Here is a 20,008-nt window from a genome sequence, read left to right on the forward strand (position 1 = left end):
ATGTCCAATCTACTCAGGTGGTTGCACTTGCCTGCAGAATATCTGCGGGTGTGAAGAAGTAGTAGCCTGGCTCAAAGATTACCACTCTGTTGTGCGGAAAGTTTAGCACACAGCAGAGGCAGAGGCAAACCATGCATTTATTCCTGTTTTTTGAACGGATTGACCGAGAATGGAGATTGTGCTACACTCGATTCAATGGACGGCTGCTGCGGACCTGCCGCTGACGCATTGGCAGGGCTTGTAACATTCAACCAGAGGTCAATCGCGCATGAAGTTTCCAGGCCAACAAGTCGGCCTGGCGCCTTGAGGGACAGAAGATGTTTTCAAACGAAGAGATCGCTTATATCAAGAGTCAGCCGCTCGCGCGGCTGGCGACCGTCTCGCCCGACGGGCAGCCGGATGTCGCGCCGGTGGGCTTTCGGTTCGACGGGCAGCGTTTCGTGATCGGCGGTTTTGACATCACGCGCACGTTCAAATACAAGAACGTAAAACAGGGCAACGCCAAAGTCTCGCTCGTCATTGACGATTTGGCGACGGTCTCGCCCTGGAAACCGCGCGGCATCAAGATTCACGGCAGCGCGCAGATCAGCGAAGGCAGCGGATCCGCGGTCTTGATCGTCACACCCGAGCGGTCGTGGAGCTGGGGCATTCACGCCACAGCCTTCAAAGACGGCATGCCGGTCAGCCGTAAAGCAACGCATGAGCCAGCCGCATAGGATATCGGTCAGCGTGACCCAATCCATCGCCTTGCTTTCGTTCGTGGTGCGCGACTACGACGAGGCCATTGCTTTCTTCACCCATGCCCTGCGTTTTAGCGTCGTCGAAGACACGCCGCTCGGTGCGGGTAAGCGCTGGGTCGTGGTCGCGCCGCCGGAATCGCAAGGGGCGGCTCTGCTCCTGGCCCAGGCCGCGACCCCGGAACAGTTGGCGCACGTCGGCAACCAGACCGGCGGTCGCGTCTTCCTCTTTCTCCATACCAACGATTTCTGGCGCGACTACCACGCCATGCAAGCACACGGGGTCAAGTTCGCGGAGGAGCCGCGGCTAGAACCGTATGGCCGGGTGGTCGTATTCTTCGATCTCTATGGCAACAAGTGGGACCTGGTGCAACCCAACGGCGCCTGATCCTGCCAATCACTGACCCGTGGGAGAGGCAAGGCATTGGCTGATATCGTCATACACGAACTCGCAGACCACAACTGGACCGACCTCAACCGCTGCGACAATGCGTTCACGGTGGACGCCGAGCTGTGCCTGGCCGCAGAAGATGGACGGATCAGCTATACGGTGCGCAGCGTCCCGCCGTACGTAAAACGCTACGACTCTGAGGCGAATGACTCCACGACCTATCTCGGTCAGCCTGACCATGCTGCCTGGCTGGCATACGTGGACGGCCAACTGGCCGGGCAGATTCTTGCACACGAGAACTGGAACCGGTTCGCCATCATCTGGGATATTGCGGTCGAGCCATCTTTCCGCCGCCGGGGCGTGGGCCGCCGGCTGATCGAGCACGCGCTCCGCTGGGCCAGGGATCGGGGATTGCCCGGGGTGATGCTGGAGACGCAGAATATCAACGTCGCGGCGTGCCGGCTCTACGCGCGCTGCGGCTTCGTGCTCGGTGGGTTCGACGGCTACCTGTACCGCGGCGTCGCACCTGGCAGGCGCGAGATCGCCCTGTTCTGGTATTTGCTGTTCTAACCACAAGGCAGAGGCGATCGCGCAGATGGTTCGCGTCGCCCAGCCTGACACGCGCATCGTGACCTGCGATGGATATGCGCGCCAGGCGTGCAACCGGTGGGAGGGTTGGCACGTATCAGGTAAAAGGATATGGACACCAAGCTCATGGTACGATATGCCATCCGCGAGACCCTTGGTCTCCTTAGCATGGGCGTAGCACTTTTTTGGTCCGCCGGGCGGCTGGACTGGTGGCCGGGCTGGGCTGTGCTCGCGGTCATGGCCGCCTGGATCGCGGCGACGGCCATCATCCTCATCCGCGTCAACCCGGGCCTAATGGCTGAGCGTCTGGGGCCGCGCAAGGGGGCAAAACCGTGGGACACCGTCATCATGAGCCTTCTGGGTCTGATCCAGTTAGCGCGCTACATCATCGCCGGACTGGATCAGCGCCATGGCTGGACAGGCGGCTTGCCTGCGGCGGCTCAGCTTGTTGCGTTGGCCTTGTGTGTGCTGGGTTATGCCCTGGTGGTCTGGGCGACGGCTTCCAACGCGTTCTTCTCGCAGATCGTGCGCATCCAGGCTGAGCGCGGGCACACGGTCGTCCGTGGCGGCCCGTACCGCTACGTGCGGCATCCGGCCTACATCGGCGCAATTCTATTTGAACTGGCTGTGCCGGTTTTGCTCGCTTCCTGGCCGGCATTGATCATTAGCGGCTTGAGCGTCCTCCTGCTCATCCTCCGCACCGCGCTCGAAGACCGCACTCTGCAGGCGGAGCTGTCCGGCTATACCGGCTATGCGCGCCAGGTGCGTTATCGCCTGTTGCCGGGCATTTGGTAGGCGAGAGAGTAACACCACGCTAACAAGGAGTAACCTATGTCGTGGCAAACGCAACTCAGGGCCGATCCCCTTCCGTGGCTGTTGGATGCGGCTGCACCTGGCGTGCGCTACCTGGCGCTGCGCGACCTGTGCGATCTCGCACCGGATGACCCGCAGCTCGGTGTCGCACAACGGGCGGCGCACCGGGCCGGGCCGATTTCTGCCATCCTGGACCAGATGAACGAGGCAGGGTTTTGGGCCGAGCCTGGCCCTGGCTACCTGCCCAAGTATCGCTCCACCGTCTGGTCGGTCATTATGCTGGCGCAACTGGGCGCGTCGCTAGCTGAAGACGCGCGGATCGAACGCGCGTGCGCGTATGTCCTGGACCATGCGCTGGCCGCGCGCGGCCAGTTCTCGGCGTCCGGCCCACCCTCCGGCACGGCCGACTGCCTGCAGGGCAACCTGTGCTGGGCCTTGCTCGAGCTGGGCTGCCAGGATCCCCGGCTGGAGACGGCGTTCGATTGGCTGGCGCGCAGCGTCACGGGCGAGGGCATCGCGCCCATGGAAGATCGAGAGGCGCCCGTGCGCTACTACGCGGGCAAGTGTGGGCCAACCTTCGCTTGCGGCTCAAACAACAAGCAGTCGTGTGCCTGGGGCGCCGTCAAGGTGATGCTGGCGCTCGGCCGGTGGCCTGCCGATCGCCGGACGCCCGCCATGGCGCGCGCCATCGAGCACGGCGTTGACTTCCTGCTGGGTACAGATCCCGCGCTGGCCGCTTACCCCAACGGCTACAGCGACAAGCCGAGCGGGAACTGGTGGAAGTTCGGCTTCCCTGTCTTCTACGTCACCGACCTGCTGCAAAATGTCGAGGCCCTGGTCGCGCTGGGCTACGGCCGTGATCCTCGCCTGGCCCACGCGCTCCATGTCATCCGCGAAAAGCAAGATGCCAACGGCCGCTGGCTGCTGGAGTACGATTATGCCGGCAAGACGTGGGCCGATTTCGGGCCGAAAAAGCAGCCCAATCCGTGGGTCACGCTGCGGGCGCTGCGCGCCCTGAAGGCGGCTGCATAGGCATGAAAGAATGGACAGGTTAAGCTTCGGTTCTGAACTGCCACCCCGGCTGGTCATTGGCTGCGCCACGGTGTTCGAGATCTGACACTTGCATTTGTGCGCCGCGGCACAGTCGTGGTACAATATAATCGCAAATAGAAGGGGATGAGGCTCCCCAGGGTCATTGATCCGATGTGTCTCAGGACTGATAGCCTCTACCAGCTATTTTTGCTCTGGTAGGGGCAGTTTATTATGTTGCAAAGGAGATTGTGCAGTGTCCACCAAGATTGAACGCATCAAGGCCCGTGAAATCCTGGATTCTCGCGGTAATCCCACGGTAGAAGTTGATGTCTGGCTGGAGGATGGGACGCGCGGCCGCGCGGCCGTGCCCTCTGGGGCCTCCACGGGCGTGCTCGAAGCGCTCGAGCTGCGCGATGACGACAAGGCCCGCTTCGGCGGCAAGGGCGTGCTCAAGGCGGTGGAGCATGTCAGCCATGAGATCGCCGGCGCACTGATCGGCATGGACGCGCTCGATCAGGTCGCCCTGGATCGCGCGATGATCGCGTTGGATGGCACCCCCAACAAGAGCAAACTCGGGGCCAACGCGATCCTGGGCGTCAGCCTGGCTGCGGCGCGCGCGGCGGCCAACGCAGTGCATTTGCCGCTCTATCGTTACCTGGGCGGCGTGGGCGCGTGCACGCTTCCCGTGCCGATGATGAACATCATGAATGGCGGCGCGCATGCCAATTGGCAAGGCACCGATCTGCAGGAGTTCATGATCGCTCCCGTTGGCGCGCCGACGTTTCATGACGCCGTGCGCTGGGGCTCTGAGACCTACCAGGCGCTCAAGTCTGTCTTGAAGAGCAAAGGCTATCCGACGAGCGTTGGCGACGAGGGCGGCTTTGCGCCGACGCTCAAGGCCAATTCGGAGGCAATCGAGTTGATCGTGGCCGCCATCGAAAAGGCTGGCTACAAGCCCGGCGCCGACATCTGCATCGCCATTGATCCGGCTTCCAGCGGCTTCCACGAAGGTGGCTTGTACAACTTGCGCACGGAGAAGCGGAAGGCGACGTCCGCGGAGATGATCGAGATGTATGGGCAGTGGCTTGAAAAATACCCCATCATCTCCCTGGAAGATGGCCTGGCCGAGGACGATTGGGAAGGCTGGAGTCTGCTCAATCAAACCCTGGGCAGCAAGGTGCAGTTGGTCGGCGACGACATCTTCGTCACCAACGTCGAGCACATCGCGCGCGGCATTGCCGAACACTCGGCCAATTCTGTCCTGATCAAGCTGAACCAGATTGGTTCGTTGACCGAAACCATCGAGGCGATCGAGATGGCGTTCAAGGCGGGATGGACGGCGATGGTGTCGCATCGCAGCGGCGAGACCGTGGACAGTTTCATCGCTGATTTGACGGTTGCCATGGGCACGGGCCAGCTCAAGACCGGCGCGCCCTGCCGCTCCGAGCGCGTGGAGAAGTACAACCAATTGATGCGCATCGAGGAAGAATTGGGCGCTGCGGCCGTGTACGCAGGACGCAAGGCCTTCGTGCGTTAGTATTGACCAGTGATATTCTGGCATGACGAGCAAGTAATTCTAACGCAAAGCCGCTGAGACTCAAAGCCGCAAAGCGTTTTCTTAGCGTCTCTGCGCCGTGGCGTCTTGGCGTTGAAGTATTTGGTTCCGGCGTGTCAGGGTTAGTATCTTACCAGTGAAATTCTGGTACAGCGAGCAAGGAATTCTCACACAAAGCCACAAAGCCACAAAGACACGAAGGAACCGGTTTGCGTCTCAGTGCCTTTGTGTCTTTGTGTGAGTCATTTGGTTCCGGCGTGTCAGGGTTAGGTTGACCTACAGGATTCCTATGTGACTCCAAGCCGGTTGAGGCGTTGGCAGCCATGCTGACGACCTCAGCCGGCTTTTTATGTCGAAGGCGAACGGGACGTCGAACCTACCATGTAACTGCTCAGGCATCCTGCGCCGACTGCAGCCGCCGAATGAATTCGGGCTGCAAGGGCGTGCCGCCAGGCGTCCACACTTGCCCTGAGCGAAGTCGAAGGGCCGGTGGACGCCTGGCGGGAACGCCCATCAGGCGCGATTTCACTCGCTTGCTTGCCACGGCGCACCGCCTGAATAGTTACCCTACCACTCCAGGAGCCTCCAAATCTCCGGCTGCGCATCGCCAGCCTGAACGCCAATCTCGGCAAAGATGACCACTGCCTGCTTCAGATGGATCATCGCTTCTTCGCTGCGGCCGGCCGCGTGCAGCAGATCAGCCAGGTTGTTGTGCAGCGCGGCCTCACGGTGGCGATCGCCCACGGCAACGCCCAGCGCCAGCGCCCGCTCGGCCAGGGCTGTGGCCGCCGCCAGGTCGCCGCGGTCGCTGCAGGCCAGGGCCAGGTTGTTGAGCGCCGCGATACGGCCGCTGGCGTCCGCTAGAGCGTCGGCGATGGCCAGGCTGCGTTCGAGGTGCGCAACCGCGCCGGCCGCGTCGCCGCGGCTGCGCGCGAGAATGCCGAGAAGATTGTGCGCCTGGGCCGCGCCGCGGCGGTCATCGGCTGATTCAGCCGCGGCCAATGCCTCTGACGCCAACGCGGAGGCGCGTTCTGTCTGCCCCTGCGCGTGGACGGCCAGGCTCCAGTCGGCCAGGATGCGGGCGGCTTCGGCGCGCCTCGCGGCGTTGCCTGCCAGGTCCAACGCGGCCGCGAAGTGCGCCTCGGCCGACGGCCACTCCCCACGGCGGGCATGGACGTTCCCCAGTTTGTGCTCAACCGTAGCCAGCGCCGGGGTAGCCGGAGCACACAACGCCGCGGCCGCTTCGTAGCTCGCCAGCGCTGCGCTGTAGGCGCCCAAGAGCACGTGCATGTCGCCGCTCGCCTCGTGCAGGCGGCGCGCCTCCGGGTGGCCCAGGGCCAACGCAGCCTGGTAGTGAGCCAGCGCCTCAGCGTGAGCATATAGACCGTGCGCGTGGTCGCCGGCCATCGCGAAACAGGCCGCGGCCTCGGCATCCTGTCCGGCCAGCCGGAAATGTCGGCCAATCGCGGCGGCCTGGGCATCCAGATTGCGGCGGATGCGCGCCCGTTCCGACAAGAATCTGGCCGCGCGGCCGTGCAGCAGCCGGCGGCGGGCCAGGCTCGTCTCGTCGTAGACCAGGCCGCGCAGCTTCTCATGCGTGAAGTCGTAGCGCGGGGTCGCGCCCGCGTCCTCGGCCACCTCGCGCACAATCGCCCGCCTGGTCAACGCCTCCAACGCAGACGCCGCCTCCTCGTCGCTGCGGCCGCTGGTCGCCTGCAGCGCTTCCAGGTCGAAGGAACGGCCGATGACGGCTGCAGCCTGCAGCGCCTGCCGCGCCGCCTCCCCCACGGCATCCACCCGCGCCCGCAGCAGATCGGCCACGCCGCGAGGCACAAGCCACTCCCCTTGTGCGCCCTTTTCCGGTTGTTGCGCCAAGTCCTCAAGGTAGGCAGCCAGGAACAGCGGCAGCCCCTCCGTCTCGCGGTGCAGCCGATCGCCCATGCCGGCTGGCAGGTCAGCGCCGGCCGCGGACAGGCTGCGCACCATGTCGAGCACATCGGCCGGCGCCAGGCGATTGAGCACGAACGTCGCGCCGGCGCCTGCACGCTGCGCGTCAGCGACCAGGCTGCGCAGGCGTGCGGTGACCGGGCCTTCGTCGCTGCGCCAGGTTGCCAGGATGAAGAGCGGTTGCCCAGCCAACCGGCGCACCAGGTAGGCCAGGAGGCCCAGCGACGCCGCATCAGCCCAGTGCATGTCATCGAAGAAGAGCACGTTTGGGACGAAGCCCTGACAAACGGCGCTCAGCACCTGGCGCAGCCCTTCGAGGAATCGGCTCTGCGCGCCCGGCGCGTCCAGCGGAGGCGGGGGCGGCAGGCCTGGGCGCAGCGCATGCAGTTCGGGTAGCAGGCGCGCAACTTCAGCCAGCCAGTGGGCTGGCAGCGCGTCCAGCCGATCAGCGCAGGCCGACTGGGCTAACGCGCCGCGCAGGCCATCGGCTACCGGGCCGTAGGCTACGTTGGTTTCACCTTCGTAACAGCGCACCGTGATGGTCGTCGCACCCTGGCTGCGGACCTGGGCCAGGAATTCCTCCGCCAGGCGTGTCTTGCCGATCCCCGCCTCTCCCTCGATCGCGACGAAGACGCCAGTGGTCGCGCGGCGTTCGTACCCACGCACCAATGCCGTCAACTCCGCGGCGCGGCCCACCAGTGGGAGCAGTCCGGCAGGCGCCGGGGCTCTTGCCAGCCCTGCGCGGGGCGCAGGTAGCGGTTTTTCGGGCTTTTCAGAATCAGAGGAATCTGGCGGGCGCGGCTCGACTGAGCTCGCCGAAGTCGGCAGGCGGTTGCCCTTGATGGCTTCGTATAGTTCAGTGGTCTCGGCCAGCGGCGGGACGCCCAACTCTTGCTCCAGGATGCGTACGCACTCGCGGTACTGATGGAGGGCCGCATTGCGCTGGCCGACCCAGGCGTAGAGCCGCATGACCTGGCGGTGCGCCTCCTCGCGCAGGGGATCCAACGCCAGCCAACGCCGGGCTGACGCCAGCGCGGCGGCGAAATCTCCCGCGGCGCTGTGGATGCGCGCCAGCTTGTCAAGCGCCTCGGCCAACTCGGCGCGCAGCGTTTCGACCTGCATGAACTGCCAGTCTTCGAACTCGGCGCTGTCGCGCAGGCTGAAGCCAGCCAGGAAGTCGTCGCGGTAGAGCGCCGCGGCTTCGGCCAGGGGCGCCAGGCACGCGGGGCAGGCGTCGGCCGCGGGATGGCCGTGCTGCGCGCAAGCGGCCAGGCGCGCGCGGAACTCGGTCACGTCCACCCAAAGGTTCGCACCAGGAACCAAGGCGACCGTCTCTCGATCAATCGCCAGGTGTTCTTCGCCCACGGCGGCGCGCAGGGTGGAGAGCGTACGCCGCAGGGCCGCGCGTGCGTGCTCATCGTCGTACTCGGGCCACAGCAGCCCAGCCAGCGCCTCGCGCGCGTGGCTGCGGCCGGCCGATCGCATGGCGCTGCTCGTGAGCGGGTTCCTGTTGACCATGAGTCCGTTCATGCTCAGCGGCAACACCGACGTTTGGCGCTTCCCGGCCTGGCTAGGCCTGCCGGCGTTTCTACAGACGGTGTACGCCCTACTCTTCCTGGTAGGGATACTGGGACTGATCTACCTCTTCCCGGACGGGCGTCTCGCCTTCCCATGGATGCGCTGGACCGCGGCGCCTCTGGTGGTCTACTTCCTCCTGGTTCTCTTGCGCGCTCCCCTGGGAATCTCGGATCGGTGGGTCTTGGACTACGGCTGGGGAATCGGGGCTGTCGCGCTCTTCACGGCATGGCTAGGCGGCCTGCTGGCTCAGACCTTCCGCTTCCGGCGCCTGGCATCGGCCGAGGCGCGCCAGCAGATCAAGTGGGTGCTGCTCGGACTGAGCGCGCCATTGATGGCTTTTTTGGCTATGTTGATAGGCCAGTTTCTGATCGCTGACCTGGCCTGGTTTCAGTTTTTCGGTGTACCGCTTCAGATCATCGTCGTTGCGTTGATCCCGATCACGATTGGCATCTCGATGCTGCGCTACCACCTGTGGGACGTTGACGTCGTCATCCGGCGCACGCTGATCTATGGTGCGCTTACCGGCGCGCTGGTGGCGGGATACTTGGTGGGCGTCCTGGTTCTGCAGTCCCTCTTCCGTACGCTCACGCGTCAAGAGTCGCCCCTGGCGATCGTGATCTCGACCCTGGCCATCGCCGCGCTCTTCACCCCCCTGCGCCGCCGCATCCAGGATGGCATTGACCGGCGCTTTTTCCGCAAGAAGTACGATGCGCAGCGGGTGCTGGCACAATTCGCGTTCACCGCACGCGACGAGACGGATCTCGATGCGCTGACGAACGAGCTCGTGCGGGTGGTGCAGGAGACGCTGCAGCCGGTGGGGGTGGGCGTATGGTTGAAACCGCCTGGGAGAGAACGAGGAGAGCAGGATAGGGACGAAGCCTGATTGACAGTCCATCCCCGCGGTGCTATAATGCGCGCGTGTTGAGAGAGGGGAGCTTCGTCTGATCCCGACGCTGAGAGCCTGCCGCCCTGCGCGGCCATGTGATTGACGGCGGAAGTCATCCATGTCCGCCGCGCTCAGCCTGAATTGACACACGAGGATTACACCGATCAGGACTTCATCTATGGAAGGCCAGGCTTGCCCCCTGCTGGGATCTCTCAGCGAGCAAGGCATCTATCTCAATTATCCGAACTTCGAGAACCGCTGTTACGCCACCGGGCGCAGTGAATCAGTGCCCCTGGCGCAGCAGCAGTTTTTTTGTCTGGGCGGGCAGTTTGCCACCTGTCCGCGCCATGTCGCCGCCACCCAGGGCCGGCCGGCGGCTGTTTCACTCACGCCCGCGTGGGATGAGCCGGTCGCAGACACGCTGCTGGACGAGGATGCGCTGGAAGCTCCTGGACGACGCAGCGGCTGGATGCCGTACCTGCTTGGCGCTGGCGGCGCCTTCCTGGCTTTGGTTGCTTGCCTGGTCGTCATTGGCGGTTTCCTCGCCTGGCGCTCGTGGACTACCCGCGCGCGCACAGAGCAACCGACGCCGGTTGTGGCCGGCCCGGTGACCATTCGCCCCGCGACCTTTACCCCAACCCCGGCGCCGCCCACGATCGCTCCGGATGTCGCGGCTGCCTTTGCCACGGTGACCGCGGTGGCGCGGCTGACCGCCGAGGCCGGCACCCTGGAGCCGCCGCCGTTTAGCTTGACCGCGCGCCCCACCCCCACCCGGCGACCCACGCCCCTCGACGGCACGGTTCTCCCGGGCGCGTTGGAAACCGAGACGCCGACGCCGCTGCCCAATTTGGGCGCTACCGCCACCCCAACTGGTTTTGTTCCGCCCACGCCCACCCTGGCGCCGACCGAGCCTTTGGCGCCCATCATCAACTTCTCCGCGGCGCCGCGCACCATTTTGTTGGGGCAGTGTTCCACGCTGCGCTGGAATACGGCCGGGATCGAGGCGGTCTACCTGGAAGTGGATGGGACGGAAACGGGCGTCACCGGCGTTGGCTCACGTCAGGTTTGTCCCGTGCAGGATACCGATTACTACCTCCGTGTGGTATTGCACGACCTGACCGACCAGGTGTGGGTTGCCAATGTGCAGGTGCGAGGTACGCCCACGCCATCGGTCACGCCGACGGCCACGGCCACGCCGTTCTACACCGCAACGCCGACCCCCACCAACCTGCCCACGGCAACGCCAACGGTCACACCGCAGTGGGGTGTGCGCATCAACGGCAGCAACAGCCAGGTTCCGCTCGTGGCCGACGGCATCGAGCATCAAGTCGCGTCGCTTGGCATCGAAAATACAGGCAATACGACCGATCAGATTGCGATTAACTTGAGCAGCAGTCTGCCGGCGGGCTGGCATTTGCTCTTGTGCTTGAACGGCCCAGAGGGCGATCGCTGCTTCACCGACAACGCCACGGAAGTGACGTTATCCCCTGGCGGCGTGCAGACGGCCCAGGTGCGAATGACCGCGCCGCCCGGCGCGGCCAGCGGCGCTTCGACGATCGTCACCCTGGAGGCGGTTTCGCGCCATGATGGCGCTGCGCGCGCCAGCGTCCAGTTGACCGTCGTCATATCCTAACCCGGCAAGCCGGAAGCAATGGGCTCACACAAAGACACAAAGGCACTGAGAGTCAAACCGATTCATTTGTATCTTTGTGGCTCTGTGTGAGAATTTCTTGCTCGCTGCGCCAGGATTTCACTGGTTACGCACTATACGACATAACGCTGCGGCGCTGTTTGGCGCGAAAGCGATCGCAGTCGCAACGATGAACCACGGATGCCTCTACACCGAGCTGTCTGGAACACTGATCCACGGAGTCTAATTTCATGGAATTGCAGATCGCGGCGGCGAAGACCGGCAAGTACGCCAGCGGTGAAAGCGGCGACACGCTGGAAATGACTGAACGGCCGCACGGCGGGGTATCCCTGGTTCTGGCCGACGGTCAGCGCAGCGGCCGCAGCGCAAAAATCATCAGCAACCTGGTGGTTCGTAAGACCATTGCCCTCTTGGCCGAAGGCGCGCGCGATGGCGTCGCGGCGCGTGCGGCGCACGACTACCTGCGCACGCATCGCCGCAGCCAGGTTTCTGCCGAACTGCATATCGTGTCCATTGATCTGGCGACGAACACGATCGTGGTTTCACGCAACAGCCAGTGTCCGGCGGTTGTGGCGCGCGGCGCAGAGATACGCTTGTTCGATCAACCGAGCCAGGTGATCGGCATCTATCCGAACACCAAACCAGTGATCGTCGAATTCCCCATCGAGCCGGGCCTCACCCTGGTCGTCTTCACGGACGGCATCTGGTCAGCCGGCAATCGTCACGGGCAACCGCTCGATCTGCTCGGTGTGCTGCGCACCCATCTGCTGGATGCGCCGTCGTCTACGACGGCCCAGGGCCTGGCTGACGCCATTCTGGCCGAAAGCATTCGCCTGGACAAGGGCCGGCCCGACGACGACATGAGCGTCTTGGTGGTTCAGATCGTTCCCTACACGCGCAGCGACGACGCCCGGCGGTTGACCGCCAGCTTTCCCTTACCCTAGCCGCGCCGGCCGCCGCGTTCGCACGGCCCACGGGTGATCATGACCGCAACCAATCCGCTGCCACCCACGCCTACCAAAATCAAACTCGTCGGCGTTTGCGCGGCTGGCAAAAGCACCCTGCTCCAGCATCTGCGCGCGGCAGGATACCACGTCTTGCCTTGCGCGCAAGAACATTCGTACGTACCCGATCTGTGGCGCAGATTGAATCCGCCGGATGTGCTGGTGTACCTCGATGCGCAGCCAGCCACCGTGGCGCAGCGCCGGCGCACGCAGGAGCCGGTGGAGGCGTGGCTGGCGGAGGAGCGAGAGCGCCTGGCCCATGCCCGCGCCCACTGCGATCTTTACCTGCCGACCGATGAATTAACGCCTGAGGAAGTGACGGTCGCCGTCGTGTCTTTTCTGAACCGTATTGGCGCGCTGCGCGCCCAAGATGGCGGATGAGGGGCGACCAAATGCTGCTGCCAGAATCAAATCGGCTGGCTGTTTTGACAGGACATAGGGCGTAGACTATAATCGCTCTGTTTGCCAGGCAGCTAAGCTGCAATCGAACCGCGAGGAGATGACGAGTTCATGCGAGATCGTACGAACGGATTCCTTATTACCACTATTATCTTAGCTGCAATTGGGATTTACCTTGCCCTGCCCATGCAGCATCCCAAGTGGCTTACAGACCTGCTCTTCTGGCAGCCGGCCAGCACACGTGATTTGCAGATCAAGGAGGGTCTCGATTTACGTGGTGGTTTGCAGGTGCTGCTCGAAGCTGACGTACCAGCCGGGCAGACGGTTGATCGTGAGGCCATTCAGACGGCGAAGCAAATTGTCGAGAATCGCGTCAACGGGCTTGGCGTCTCTGAACCGCTCATCCAGGTGCAGGGCGATCGCCGCATCGTGGTTGAATTGCCCGGCATCAGCAACCCAGATCAGGCCATCGAAACCCTCAAAGGCACTGGCCTGCTGGAGTTCATCGAGACCGGCGATGAGGTTATCCCGGCGGGCACCAAGGTCAGCACGAGCTACGGCTCGCTGCAAGATTCTGGCGTTGTGACCAGCACCAACCAGATCACCAGCACCAACCAGGTCACACGTACCAACCAGGTCACAAGCACCAGCGGGATCACGAGCACGACAGTCGTCACGCCGACGACGCCGGCGACGCCGGGTAAGGTCTACCGGACGATCATGACGGGCGCCGATTTGAAGACGGCCGCGGTTGCCTTCGAACAGAGCACCAATGCGCCGATCATTACCTTCACGCTGACCGATGCCGGCTCCAAGAAATTTGCCGACTACACCAGCGCCAATATCGGCAAGATCTTGTCCATCGTCCTGGACAAGACGGTTCTCTCGTCCCCGCGCATTCAGTCTGCGATCACCGGCGGCAACGGGCAGATCACCGGCCGCTTTACGTTGGAAGAAGCGCGCAGCCTCTCCGTGCAGATGCGCTACGGCGCGCTGCCTGTTCCACTGCGTGTGGCTGAAAGCCGCGCGGTCGGGCCGACGCTGGGTCAAGACTCGGTGCGCAAGAGCATCAACGCCGGCGTGATCGGCCTGCTGGTAGTGATTCTTTTCATGCTGCTATACTACCGACTGCCCGGTGTGCTGGCTGACCTGGCGCTCATCATCTACGCGCTGCTGGTCTTTGCCCTCTTCAAACTGATTCCTGTCACCTTGACCTTACCAGGCATTGCGGGCTTTGTACTCAGCGTGGGCATGGCCGTTGACGCCAATGTGCTGATCTTCGAGCGCATGAAAGAGGAACTGCGCGGAGGCCGCAACTTGCGCTCGGCGATTGACACCGGTTTTGCCCGCGCCTGGCCTTCTATTCGAGACTCCAACGCATCCACACTGATCACGTGTGTGATTCTGTTCTGGTTTGGATCGAACTTCGGCGCCAGTATTGTCAAGGGCTTTGCGCTCACCCTGGCTATCGGTGTGTTGGTCAGTCTGTTCACGGCCATCACCGTGACGCGCACTTTCTTGCACCTGGTCATGAACAACATGGATCTCTCCCGCAACCACTGGTGGTTCGGCGTCTAATCGGAGTAGAATAGAATATCATGCTTAATATCGTTGGAAAACGCTACTGGTATTTCGGTCTGTCTCTGTTGATCATCATACCAGGCTTGATCTCGCTCATCTTGTTTGGCCTGCGCCTGTCTATTGACTTCACCGGCGGCGCGCTGTGGCAGCTTCAGTTCACACAGCCCAAGACGGCCATCCAGCCGGCTGATGTGAAGGCCATTTTTAGCGCGGCCGGTTTCGATGAGGCCCTCGTTCAGACCTCCACGACGACCAGCGCCGATGATACGATCATCGTCCGCGCCAAGCCGATCGAAGCGGCGCAGAAGACCGCTCTGCAGACCAGCCTCCAGGCGCGTTATGGCGACTTTGTGGAACAGCGTTTCGATAACGTTGGCCCGGCTGTGGGCGCGGAAGTAACCCGTAACGCCGGCATCGCCGTGGGTTTGGCCGCCATCGCCATCCTTATCTACATCTCGATTGCCTTCCGCAAGGTGCCCAATTCGTTCCGCTACGGCGCCTGCGCCGTCATTGCCCTCGTGCACGACGCCCTGGTCGTGCTCGGCTTGATGTCGTTGGCCGGGCATTTCTTGGGCTGGGAAGTTGATTCGCTCTTCCTGACGGCCCTGCTCACGGTCATTGGTTTCTCGGTGCACGACACGATTGTTGTTTTCGACCGCATTCGCGAGAATATCAATCGCTACCGCAGCCAGGACTTCGAGACCATCGTCAATCGCAGCATCATCGAAACTCTCGATCGCTCCATCAACACGCAGCTGACCGTGTTGTTCACGTTGACGGCCCTGGCGCTCCTGGGCGGCGTCACCGTGCGCATCTTTGTCGTCACGCTGTTGATCGGCATCTTGAGCGGCACCTATTCGTCCATCTTCAATGCCAGCCCGCTGCTCGTGGTGTGGGAAAATGGCGAGATCGGCAGCTTGATCCGGCGCCTGTCCGGCAATCGGTCGGTGAAGCCGGCCTGACGCCCATCCGCGCCCGTGTGATCGCATACACTCTCGTAACGGAGCGAAGGTCGTCCTTCGCTCCGTTTGCTTTAGGCCTGGTTGCGGCTTCTGCTGGGCGACCCCATATCCCGCCAGCGAGCGTCAAGCCTAACTGCGTGGACTGACCAATTGGTGAGCTTGTCGAACAATGTGAAGGACCGTCACGATGATCGCTCTGATTGATTACGGCGTGGGCAACCTGCGCAGCGTGTCCAAAGCGCTGGAGCACATCAACGCCCCGCTGCAGGTTATTCAGCACGCCACGGAACTCACCAACGCACAGCATCGGTGGGGCGGCATCGTGTTGCCCGGCGTTGGGGCTTTTGGCGACGCCGCGGCCAATTTCCGCCGCGCCGGCTTTGAAGAACCGCTGCTGGCTGCGGTGCACGCAGGCACACCCCTGCTCGGCATCTGCGTTGGCCTGCAGCTGCTCTTCGACGAGAGCGAGGAGATGGGCCGCCACCGCGGACTGGGCATTTTTGCAGGCAGGGTCTCCCGTTTTGCCGACGGCATGACCGCGCCGCAGAACGGCCAGACTCACCGGCTCAAGGTGCCGCAGATCGGCTGGAACCAAATTCATCACGCATCCACGCATCCCCTCCTGGCCGGCGTGCCCAGCGGCAGCTACGCGTACTTCGTTCATTCCTACTATTGCGCGCCGGCCGATCCGGGGATCATCATCGCCACGACCGACTACGGCATTGATTTTGCCTCCATCTGCGGCGGCCGCTTTGGACAGGGCGAGGTGTGGGGCGTTCAATTCCACCCGGAGAAGAGCCAGGCCACCGGGCTGCGCATTCTGCGCAATTTCGTGGATCTGGTGCAGGCTGGGCGTCAGCAGGCAGCCGCATGAACGCGGCCTCCTCATCCTTTCCCGCGCCCGACTTCGTCGTGTTTCCGGCGATTGACCTGCGCCGCGGCCGCTGCGTGCGCCTGCGCCAGGGCGATCCGGCCGCCGAAACCGTCTTCAGCGAAGACCCTGCGGCGATGGCCCGGCATTGGGTTGACCAGGGCGCCGCGTGGCTGCACGTGGTCAACCTGGACGGCGCGCTGCAAGCCGACGCGACGTCGCCAGACGCGGCCGCCGCCCTGCCGCTCAACTGGCAGCGCCTGGCCGAGATCTGCCAGGCGCTCCCGACGCCGGTTCAGTTTGGCGGCGGCCTGCGCACCCTGGCCGACATCGAACTCGCCCTGGCGCTGGGCGCGGCGCGTGTGGTTCTGGGCACCGCGGCCGTGCAGAATCCGGCCCTGGTACGCGAGGCCCTGCGGCGCTTCGGCGCGCCGCGCGTCGTCATTGGCATTGATGCGCGCGACGGCTTCGTCGCCACGCACGGCTGGCTGCAGACCAGCGCCGTGCCCGCGCTGACGCTGGCGCAGACGATGCAGGCCGCCGGCGTGGCCCAAATCGTCTACACCGACATCGGCCGCGACGGCATGTTGAGCGGCGTCAACGTGGAAGCGACAGCCGCGCTCGCCCGCGCCAGCCGTCTGCAGGTCATTGCCAGCGGCGGTGTGCGTGACCTGGACGACATTCGGCGCTTGCTGGTCGTCAGGGATGCTGGCGTGACCGGCGTCATCGCCGGCCAGGCCCTCTACAGCGGCCTCCTGGCCCTGCCGGATGCCCTGGCCCTTGCCCGCGGTTCGAGCCATCAGCCCAATGGGAGCCTTGCCCCATGTTAGCCAAACGCATCATTCCCTGCCTCGATGTCAAAGACGGCCGCGTCGTCAAGGGCATCAATTTCCTCAATCTACGTGACGCCGGCGACCCGGTGGCGCAGGCGCAGGCGTACGACGCCGAAGGCGCGGATGAACTGGTCTTCCTGGATATTACCGCCACGCATGAAGGCCGCGCCATCACCCGCCAGGTCGTGCGCGCCGTGGCCGACACGGTCTTCATTCCCCTGACCGTGGGCGGCGGTCTGCGCAGCGTGGACGACATGCGCGCCATGCTGCTGGCCGGCGCGGACAAAACCGCCATCAACTCGGCCGCGGTGCGCCAGCCTGCGCTGATTACAGAAGGCGCGCGGCGCTTTGGCAGTCAGTGCGTCGTCGTCGCGATGGACGCCCGCCGCGTGACCGGCGAGGCGCGCTGGGAAGTGGTGGTCAACGGCGGCCGCATACCCACGGGCCTCGACCTGGTAACGTGGGCCAGGGAGGTCGAAGCGCGTGGCGCCGGCGAAATCCTGCTCACCTCGATGGACGCCGACGGCACGCAGGCCGGCTTTGACATCCCCATGCTGCAAGCCGTGACGGCCGCCGTGTCCATTCCGGTCATCGCCTCCGGCGGCGCAGGCAGCCTGGCGCATTTCTTCGACGCGCTGACTCGCGGCGGGGCGGAAGCGGCCCTGGCCGCCTCGCTCTTCCACTACAAAACGCTGAGCATCGGTCAGGTCAAAGCCTACCTGGCCGACCGCGGCGTGGCGGTGCGCTGACATGGAAGCGTTGGGTGAAGGGCCGCGCACAGATCTCCTGACCCTGACCGCGCTCCTGGTACAGGCGCGCACCCCGCTGCTCGCAGTGGTGGTGCAGGACGCAACGACCGCGGAGGTGTTGATGGTTGCGTATGCCAACGCCGACGCGGTGCGCTTGACTGTGGAGACGGGCCAGGCCTGGTTTTGGAGCCGCAGCCGTCAGGAACTGTGGCACAAGGGCGCGACGTCGGGCCATACGATGCACGTGCGTGAGATTTTGGTGGACTGCGACGCCGACACGCTGCTCTACCGCGTGGAGCCAGCCGGCCCGGCCTGTCACACGGGCGCGCGCAGCTGCTTCTTTCGACGACTTGAGTAGAGATTCGAGATCAGAGATTGGAGATTGGAGATTGGAGATCTGGGATTGCCAGCGTTCTCGCTTTCAACCGGTCTCCGGTCTCCGGTCTCCGGCCTTTGGTCTGCAATCCATTCGAGGTGACGACATGGGACACGTAATCGAAGACCTGACTGCGGTGATCGAGGCGCGCAAGGCGCAGCCGCCGGCTGGTTCATATACCGCGCAGTTGTTCGCCAAAGGCGAAAATGAGATGCTCAAGAAGATGGGCGAAGAGATGGTTGAGGTGATCGTGGCGGCTAAGGGCGAGACGACGGAGCGCGTGGTCTACGAACTGGCCGATGTGGTCTATCACACCCTGGTTTTCCTGTCCGCACGCGGCCTGTCCTGGGCAACGATTGAAGATGAGCTGCAGCGGCGCTTTGGGCATTGAAAAGAAAGTAGAGGTGGGGTTATGAGTGACAATGGTAAGATGCACGTCGCGCGCACGACTGACGATCAGGGTCTGAGCGCGCCGGCGTTGATTCCGGCGCGCTTTGCACTGCATGATCAGCCGGGCATCGTGGAAGCATTGACCTTCGATGATATCCTGCTCGTGCCTGGTTACTCAGAGGTGCTGCCCGCCGAGGTAGATGTCTCTGTCGTCCTGCATCCCCGGCTGCGCCTGCGCGTGCCGGTGGTGTCCGCGGCCATGGATACCGTCACCGAAGCGCCTTTGGCCATTGCCCTGGCGCGCCAGGGCGGCCTGGGCGTCATTCACCGCAACCTGACGCCGGAGCAGCAGGCCGAGGAGGTGGATCGGGTCAAGCGCTCAGAATCGGGCATGATCGTCAATCCCATTACGCTGACGCCTGACCGGCCTTTGGCCGCGGCTGCAGCTCTCATGTCGCACTACCATATCAGCGGCGTGCCGATTGTCGAGAGCCAGGAAGGCGGTCGGCTGCTGGGCGTTCTCAGCAACCGCGACATTCGCTTTGCCACCGACTTTGCGCGGCCGATCAGCGACTACATGACCAGCGAAAACCTGATTACCGCGCCCATTGGCACCACCCTCGAAGAAGCCAAGGTCATCCTGCACCGCCATCGCATCGAGAAGCTGCCGCTGGTGGATGAGCAGTTCCGCCTCAAGGGGCTGATCACCTACAAGGACATTCTCAAACGCGAGGATTTCCCGCAGGCAGCTACCGACGCGCAGGGGCGTCTGCTCGTCGCCGGCGCCATCGGGGTCGGAGACGCAGCGCTGCAGCGGGCTGAGCGCCTGGCGGCTGCGGGTGCGGATGCCCTGGCGATTGACACCGCGCACGGACATTCGCGCGGCGTATTGGAAACCGTGGCCGCGGTCAAGCAGCGCTGGCCTGAGATGGTCGTACTGGCCGGTAATGTGGTCACGGCCGAAGGCACGCTGGCCTTGATCGAAGCCGGCGCGGACGTCATCAAGGTCGGCGTCGGCGCGGGTTCGATCTGCACGACGCGCGTGGTGGCCGGCGCAGGCGTGCCCCAGATCAGTGCGATCAGCGAATGCGCCGCGGCCGCAGCCGCGCGCGGCATCCCGGTGATTGCCGACGGCGGCATTCGCTACAGCGGCGACATGGTCAAGGCCCTGGCGGTCGGCGCGACCGCGGTCATGCTCGGCGGTCTGCTGGCCGGGCTGGAGGAGTCGCCTGGCGAATTGATTACCTGGGAGGGCCGCCGCTTCAAGGAGTACCGCGGTATGGGCTCGGTTGGCGCACTCAAGGGCCGCGGCGCCGATCGCTATCAGTCGGGTCAGCGCGGCAGCGACGCGTCGCCCGACATCGGCGGCAAACTGGTGCCCGAAGGCATCGAGGGCCAGGTGCCGTACAAGGGCCGGCTGGCCGATTACCTGTCCCAATTGGTCGGCGGCCTGCGCAGCGGCCTGGGCTATGTCGGCGCGGCCTCGTTGGCGGAACTGCGCGCCAAGGCGCGCTTCGTGCGCATCACCAACGCCGGTTACATCGAGAGCCACCCGCACACTATCATGATCACCAAAGAAGCGCCCAACTATCAAGCGCAGCCGCGCTGAGCCGATTGGTGAGCTTGTCGAACCAGTTGGATCGGCGTCGCCCGCCAGGGGGACTT

At 64.0% G+C, this 20,008-nt stretch carries 19 protein-coding genes; 18 read left to right on the top strand and 1 reads right to left on the bottom strand.

Features of this window, described 5'->3' with window-relative positions:
* Positions 1–317: 317 nt before the first annotated feature.
* The 6 genes from ACPQ6D_RS04405 to eno all read left to right on the top strand — a co-directional run bounded on the left by ACPQ6D_RS04405 (position 318) and on the right by eno (position 5,098).
* Positions 318–716: a PPOX class F420-dependent oxidoreductase gene (locus tag ACPQ6D_RS04405; protein ID WP_423223080.1), complete on the top strand. Its 399-nt coding sequence runs from the start codon at positions 318–320 to the stop codon at positions 714–716.
* A gap of 1 nt (position 717) precedes the next feature.
* Entirely contained in the window at positions 718–1,125 is a 408-nt protein-coding gene (locus ACPQ6D_RS04410) for a VOC family protein (protein ID WP_423223160.1), read from the top strand.
* 36 nt (positions 1,126–1,161) lie between these two features.
* Positions 1,162–1,698 carry a GNAT family N-acetyltransferase gene (locus tag ACPQ6D_RS04415; protein WP_423223081.1) on the top strand — a complete coding sequence of 179 codons (537 nt, stop codon included), beginning with the start codon at positions 1,162–1,164 and terminating at the stop codon, positions 1,696–1,698.
* 129 nt (positions 1,699–1,827) lie between these two features.
* On the top strand, positions 1,828–2,511 hold the full coding sequence (locus ACPQ6D_RS04420) for a methyltransferase family protein (RefSeq protein WP_423223082.1): 684 nt from the start codon (positions 1,828–1,830) through the stop codon (positions 2,509–2,511).
* A 36-nt stretch (positions 2,512–2,547) separates the two neighbouring features.
* Positions 2,548–3,561, top strand: coding sequence for a nitrogen fixation protein NifH (locus ACPQ6D_RS04425; protein WP_423223083.1), 1,014 nt, complete (start codon positions 2,548–2,550; stop codon positions 3,559–3,561).
* 253 nt (positions 3,562–3,814) lie between these two features.
* A complete protein-coding gene (gene eno, locus ACPQ6D_RS04430) occupies positions 3,815–5,098 on the top strand; it encodes a phosphopyruvate hydratase (protein WP_423223084.1) in 1,284 nt (427 codons plus the stop codon).
* Between the two features lie 585 nt (positions 5,099–5,683).
* Here the strand turns inward: eno and ACPQ6D_RS04435 are convergent.
* On the bottom strand, positions 5,684–8,581 hold the full coding sequence (locus ACPQ6D_RS04435; protein WP_423223085.1) for an ATP-binding protein: 2,898 nt from the start codon (positions 8,579–8,581) through the stop codon (positions 5,684–5,686).
* Between ACPQ6D_RS04435 and ACPQ6D_RS04440 the strand changes: the two genes are divergently transcribed.
* The 12 genes from ACPQ6D_RS04440 to guaB all read left to right on the top strand — a co-directional run bounded on the left by ACPQ6D_RS04440 (position 8,559) and on the right by guaB (position 19,952).
* Positions 8,559–9,524: a hypothetical protein gene (locus ACPQ6D_RS04440; RefSeq protein ID WP_423223086.1), complete on the top strand. Its 966-nt coding sequence runs from the start codon at positions 8,559–8,561 to the stop codon at positions 9,522–9,524. The genes ACPQ6D_RS04435 and ACPQ6D_RS04440 overlap by 23 nt on opposite strands.
* A 181-nt stretch (positions 9,525–9,705) precedes the next feature.
* The gene (locus ACPQ6D_RS04445; protein ID WP_423223087.1) at positions 9,706–11,160 is read left to right on the top strand and encodes a hypothetical protein; all 1,455 of its coding nucleotides are present in this window, start codon (positions 9,706–9,708) and stop codon (positions 11,158–11,160) included.
* 248 nt (positions 11,161–11,408) lie between these two features.
* Complete coding sequence (locus tag ACPQ6D_RS04450) at positions 11,409–12,122, top strand: PP2C family protein-serine/threonine phosphatase (RefSeq protein ID WP_423223088.1); 714 nt, start codon at positions 11,409–11,411, stop codon at positions 12,120–12,122.
* A gap of 39 nt (positions 12,123–12,161) precedes the next feature.
* Positions 12,162–12,563, top strand: coding sequence for a hypothetical protein (locus ACPQ6D_RS04455; RefSeq protein WP_423223089.1), 402 nt, complete (start codon positions 12,162–12,164; stop codon positions 12,561–12,563).
* A 129-nt stretch (positions 12,564–12,692) separates the two neighbouring features.
* The gene (gene secD / locus ACPQ6D_RS04460) at positions 12,693–14,159 is read left to right on the top strand and encodes a protein translocase subunit SecD (protein ID WP_423223090.1); all 1,467 of its coding nucleotides are present in this window, start codon (positions 12,693–12,695) and stop codon (positions 14,157–14,159) included.
* Between the two features lie 20 nt (positions 14,160–14,179).
* Positions 14,180–15,124 (top strand): protein translocase subunit SecF, encoded by a 945-nt coding sequence (gene secF, locus ACPQ6D_RS04465; RefSeq protein WP_423223091.1) that lies wholly within the window; start codon positions 14,180–14,182, stop codon positions 15,122–15,124.
* A gap of 187 nt (positions 15,125–15,311) precedes the next feature.
* Positions 15,312–15,998: an imidazole glycerol phosphate synthase subunit HisH gene (gene hisH / locus ACPQ6D_RS04470; RefSeq protein ID WP_423223092.1), complete on the top strand. Its 687-nt coding sequence runs from the start codon at positions 15,312–15,314 to the stop codon at positions 15,996–15,998.
* Complete coding sequence (hisA, locus tag ACPQ6D_RS04475; RefSeq protein WP_423223093.1) at positions 15,995–16,825, top strand: 1-(5-phosphoribosyl)-5-[(5-phosphoribosylamino)methylideneamino]imidazole-4-carboxamide isomerase; 831 nt, start codon at positions 15,995–15,997, stop codon at positions 16,823–16,825. The genes hisH and hisA overlap by 4 nt, the downstream gene beginning before the upstream one ends.
* On the top strand, positions 16,819–17,577 hold the full coding sequence (hisF, locus tag ACPQ6D_RS04480) for an imidazole glycerol phosphate synthase subunit HisF (RefSeq protein ID WP_423223094.1): 759 nt from the start codon (positions 16,819–16,821) through the stop codon (positions 17,575–17,577). The genes hisA and hisF overlap by 7 nt, the downstream gene beginning before the upstream one ends.
* Position 17,578: 1 nt before the next feature.
* The gene (gene hisI, locus ACPQ6D_RS04485) at positions 17,579–17,935 is read left to right on the top strand and encodes a phosphoribosyl-AMP cyclohydrolase (RefSeq protein ID WP_423223095.1); all 357 of its coding nucleotides are present in this window, start codon (positions 17,579–17,581) and stop codon (positions 17,933–17,935) included.
* 124 nt (positions 17,936–18,059) lie between these two features.
* Positions 18,060–18,344 (top strand): phosphoribosyl-ATP diphosphatase, encoded by a 285-nt coding sequence (locus ACPQ6D_RS04490; RefSeq protein WP_423223096.1) that lies wholly within the window; start codon positions 18,060–18,062, stop codon positions 18,342–18,344.
* 21 nt (positions 18,345–18,365) lie between these two features.
* Positions 18,366–19,952 (top strand): IMP dehydrogenase, encoded by a 1,587-nt coding sequence (gene guaB, locus ACPQ6D_RS04495; protein ID WP_423223097.1) that lies wholly within the window; start codon positions 18,366–18,368, stop codon positions 19,950–19,952.
* Positions 19,953–20,008: the final 56 nt, after the last annotated feature.

Origin of the sequence: Candidatus Amarolinea aalborgensis (genome assembly GCF_900491745.1) — a bacterium.
Lineage (GTDB): Bacteria > Chloroflexota > Anaerolineae > SSC4 > Amarolineaceae > Amarolinea > Amarolinea aalborgensis.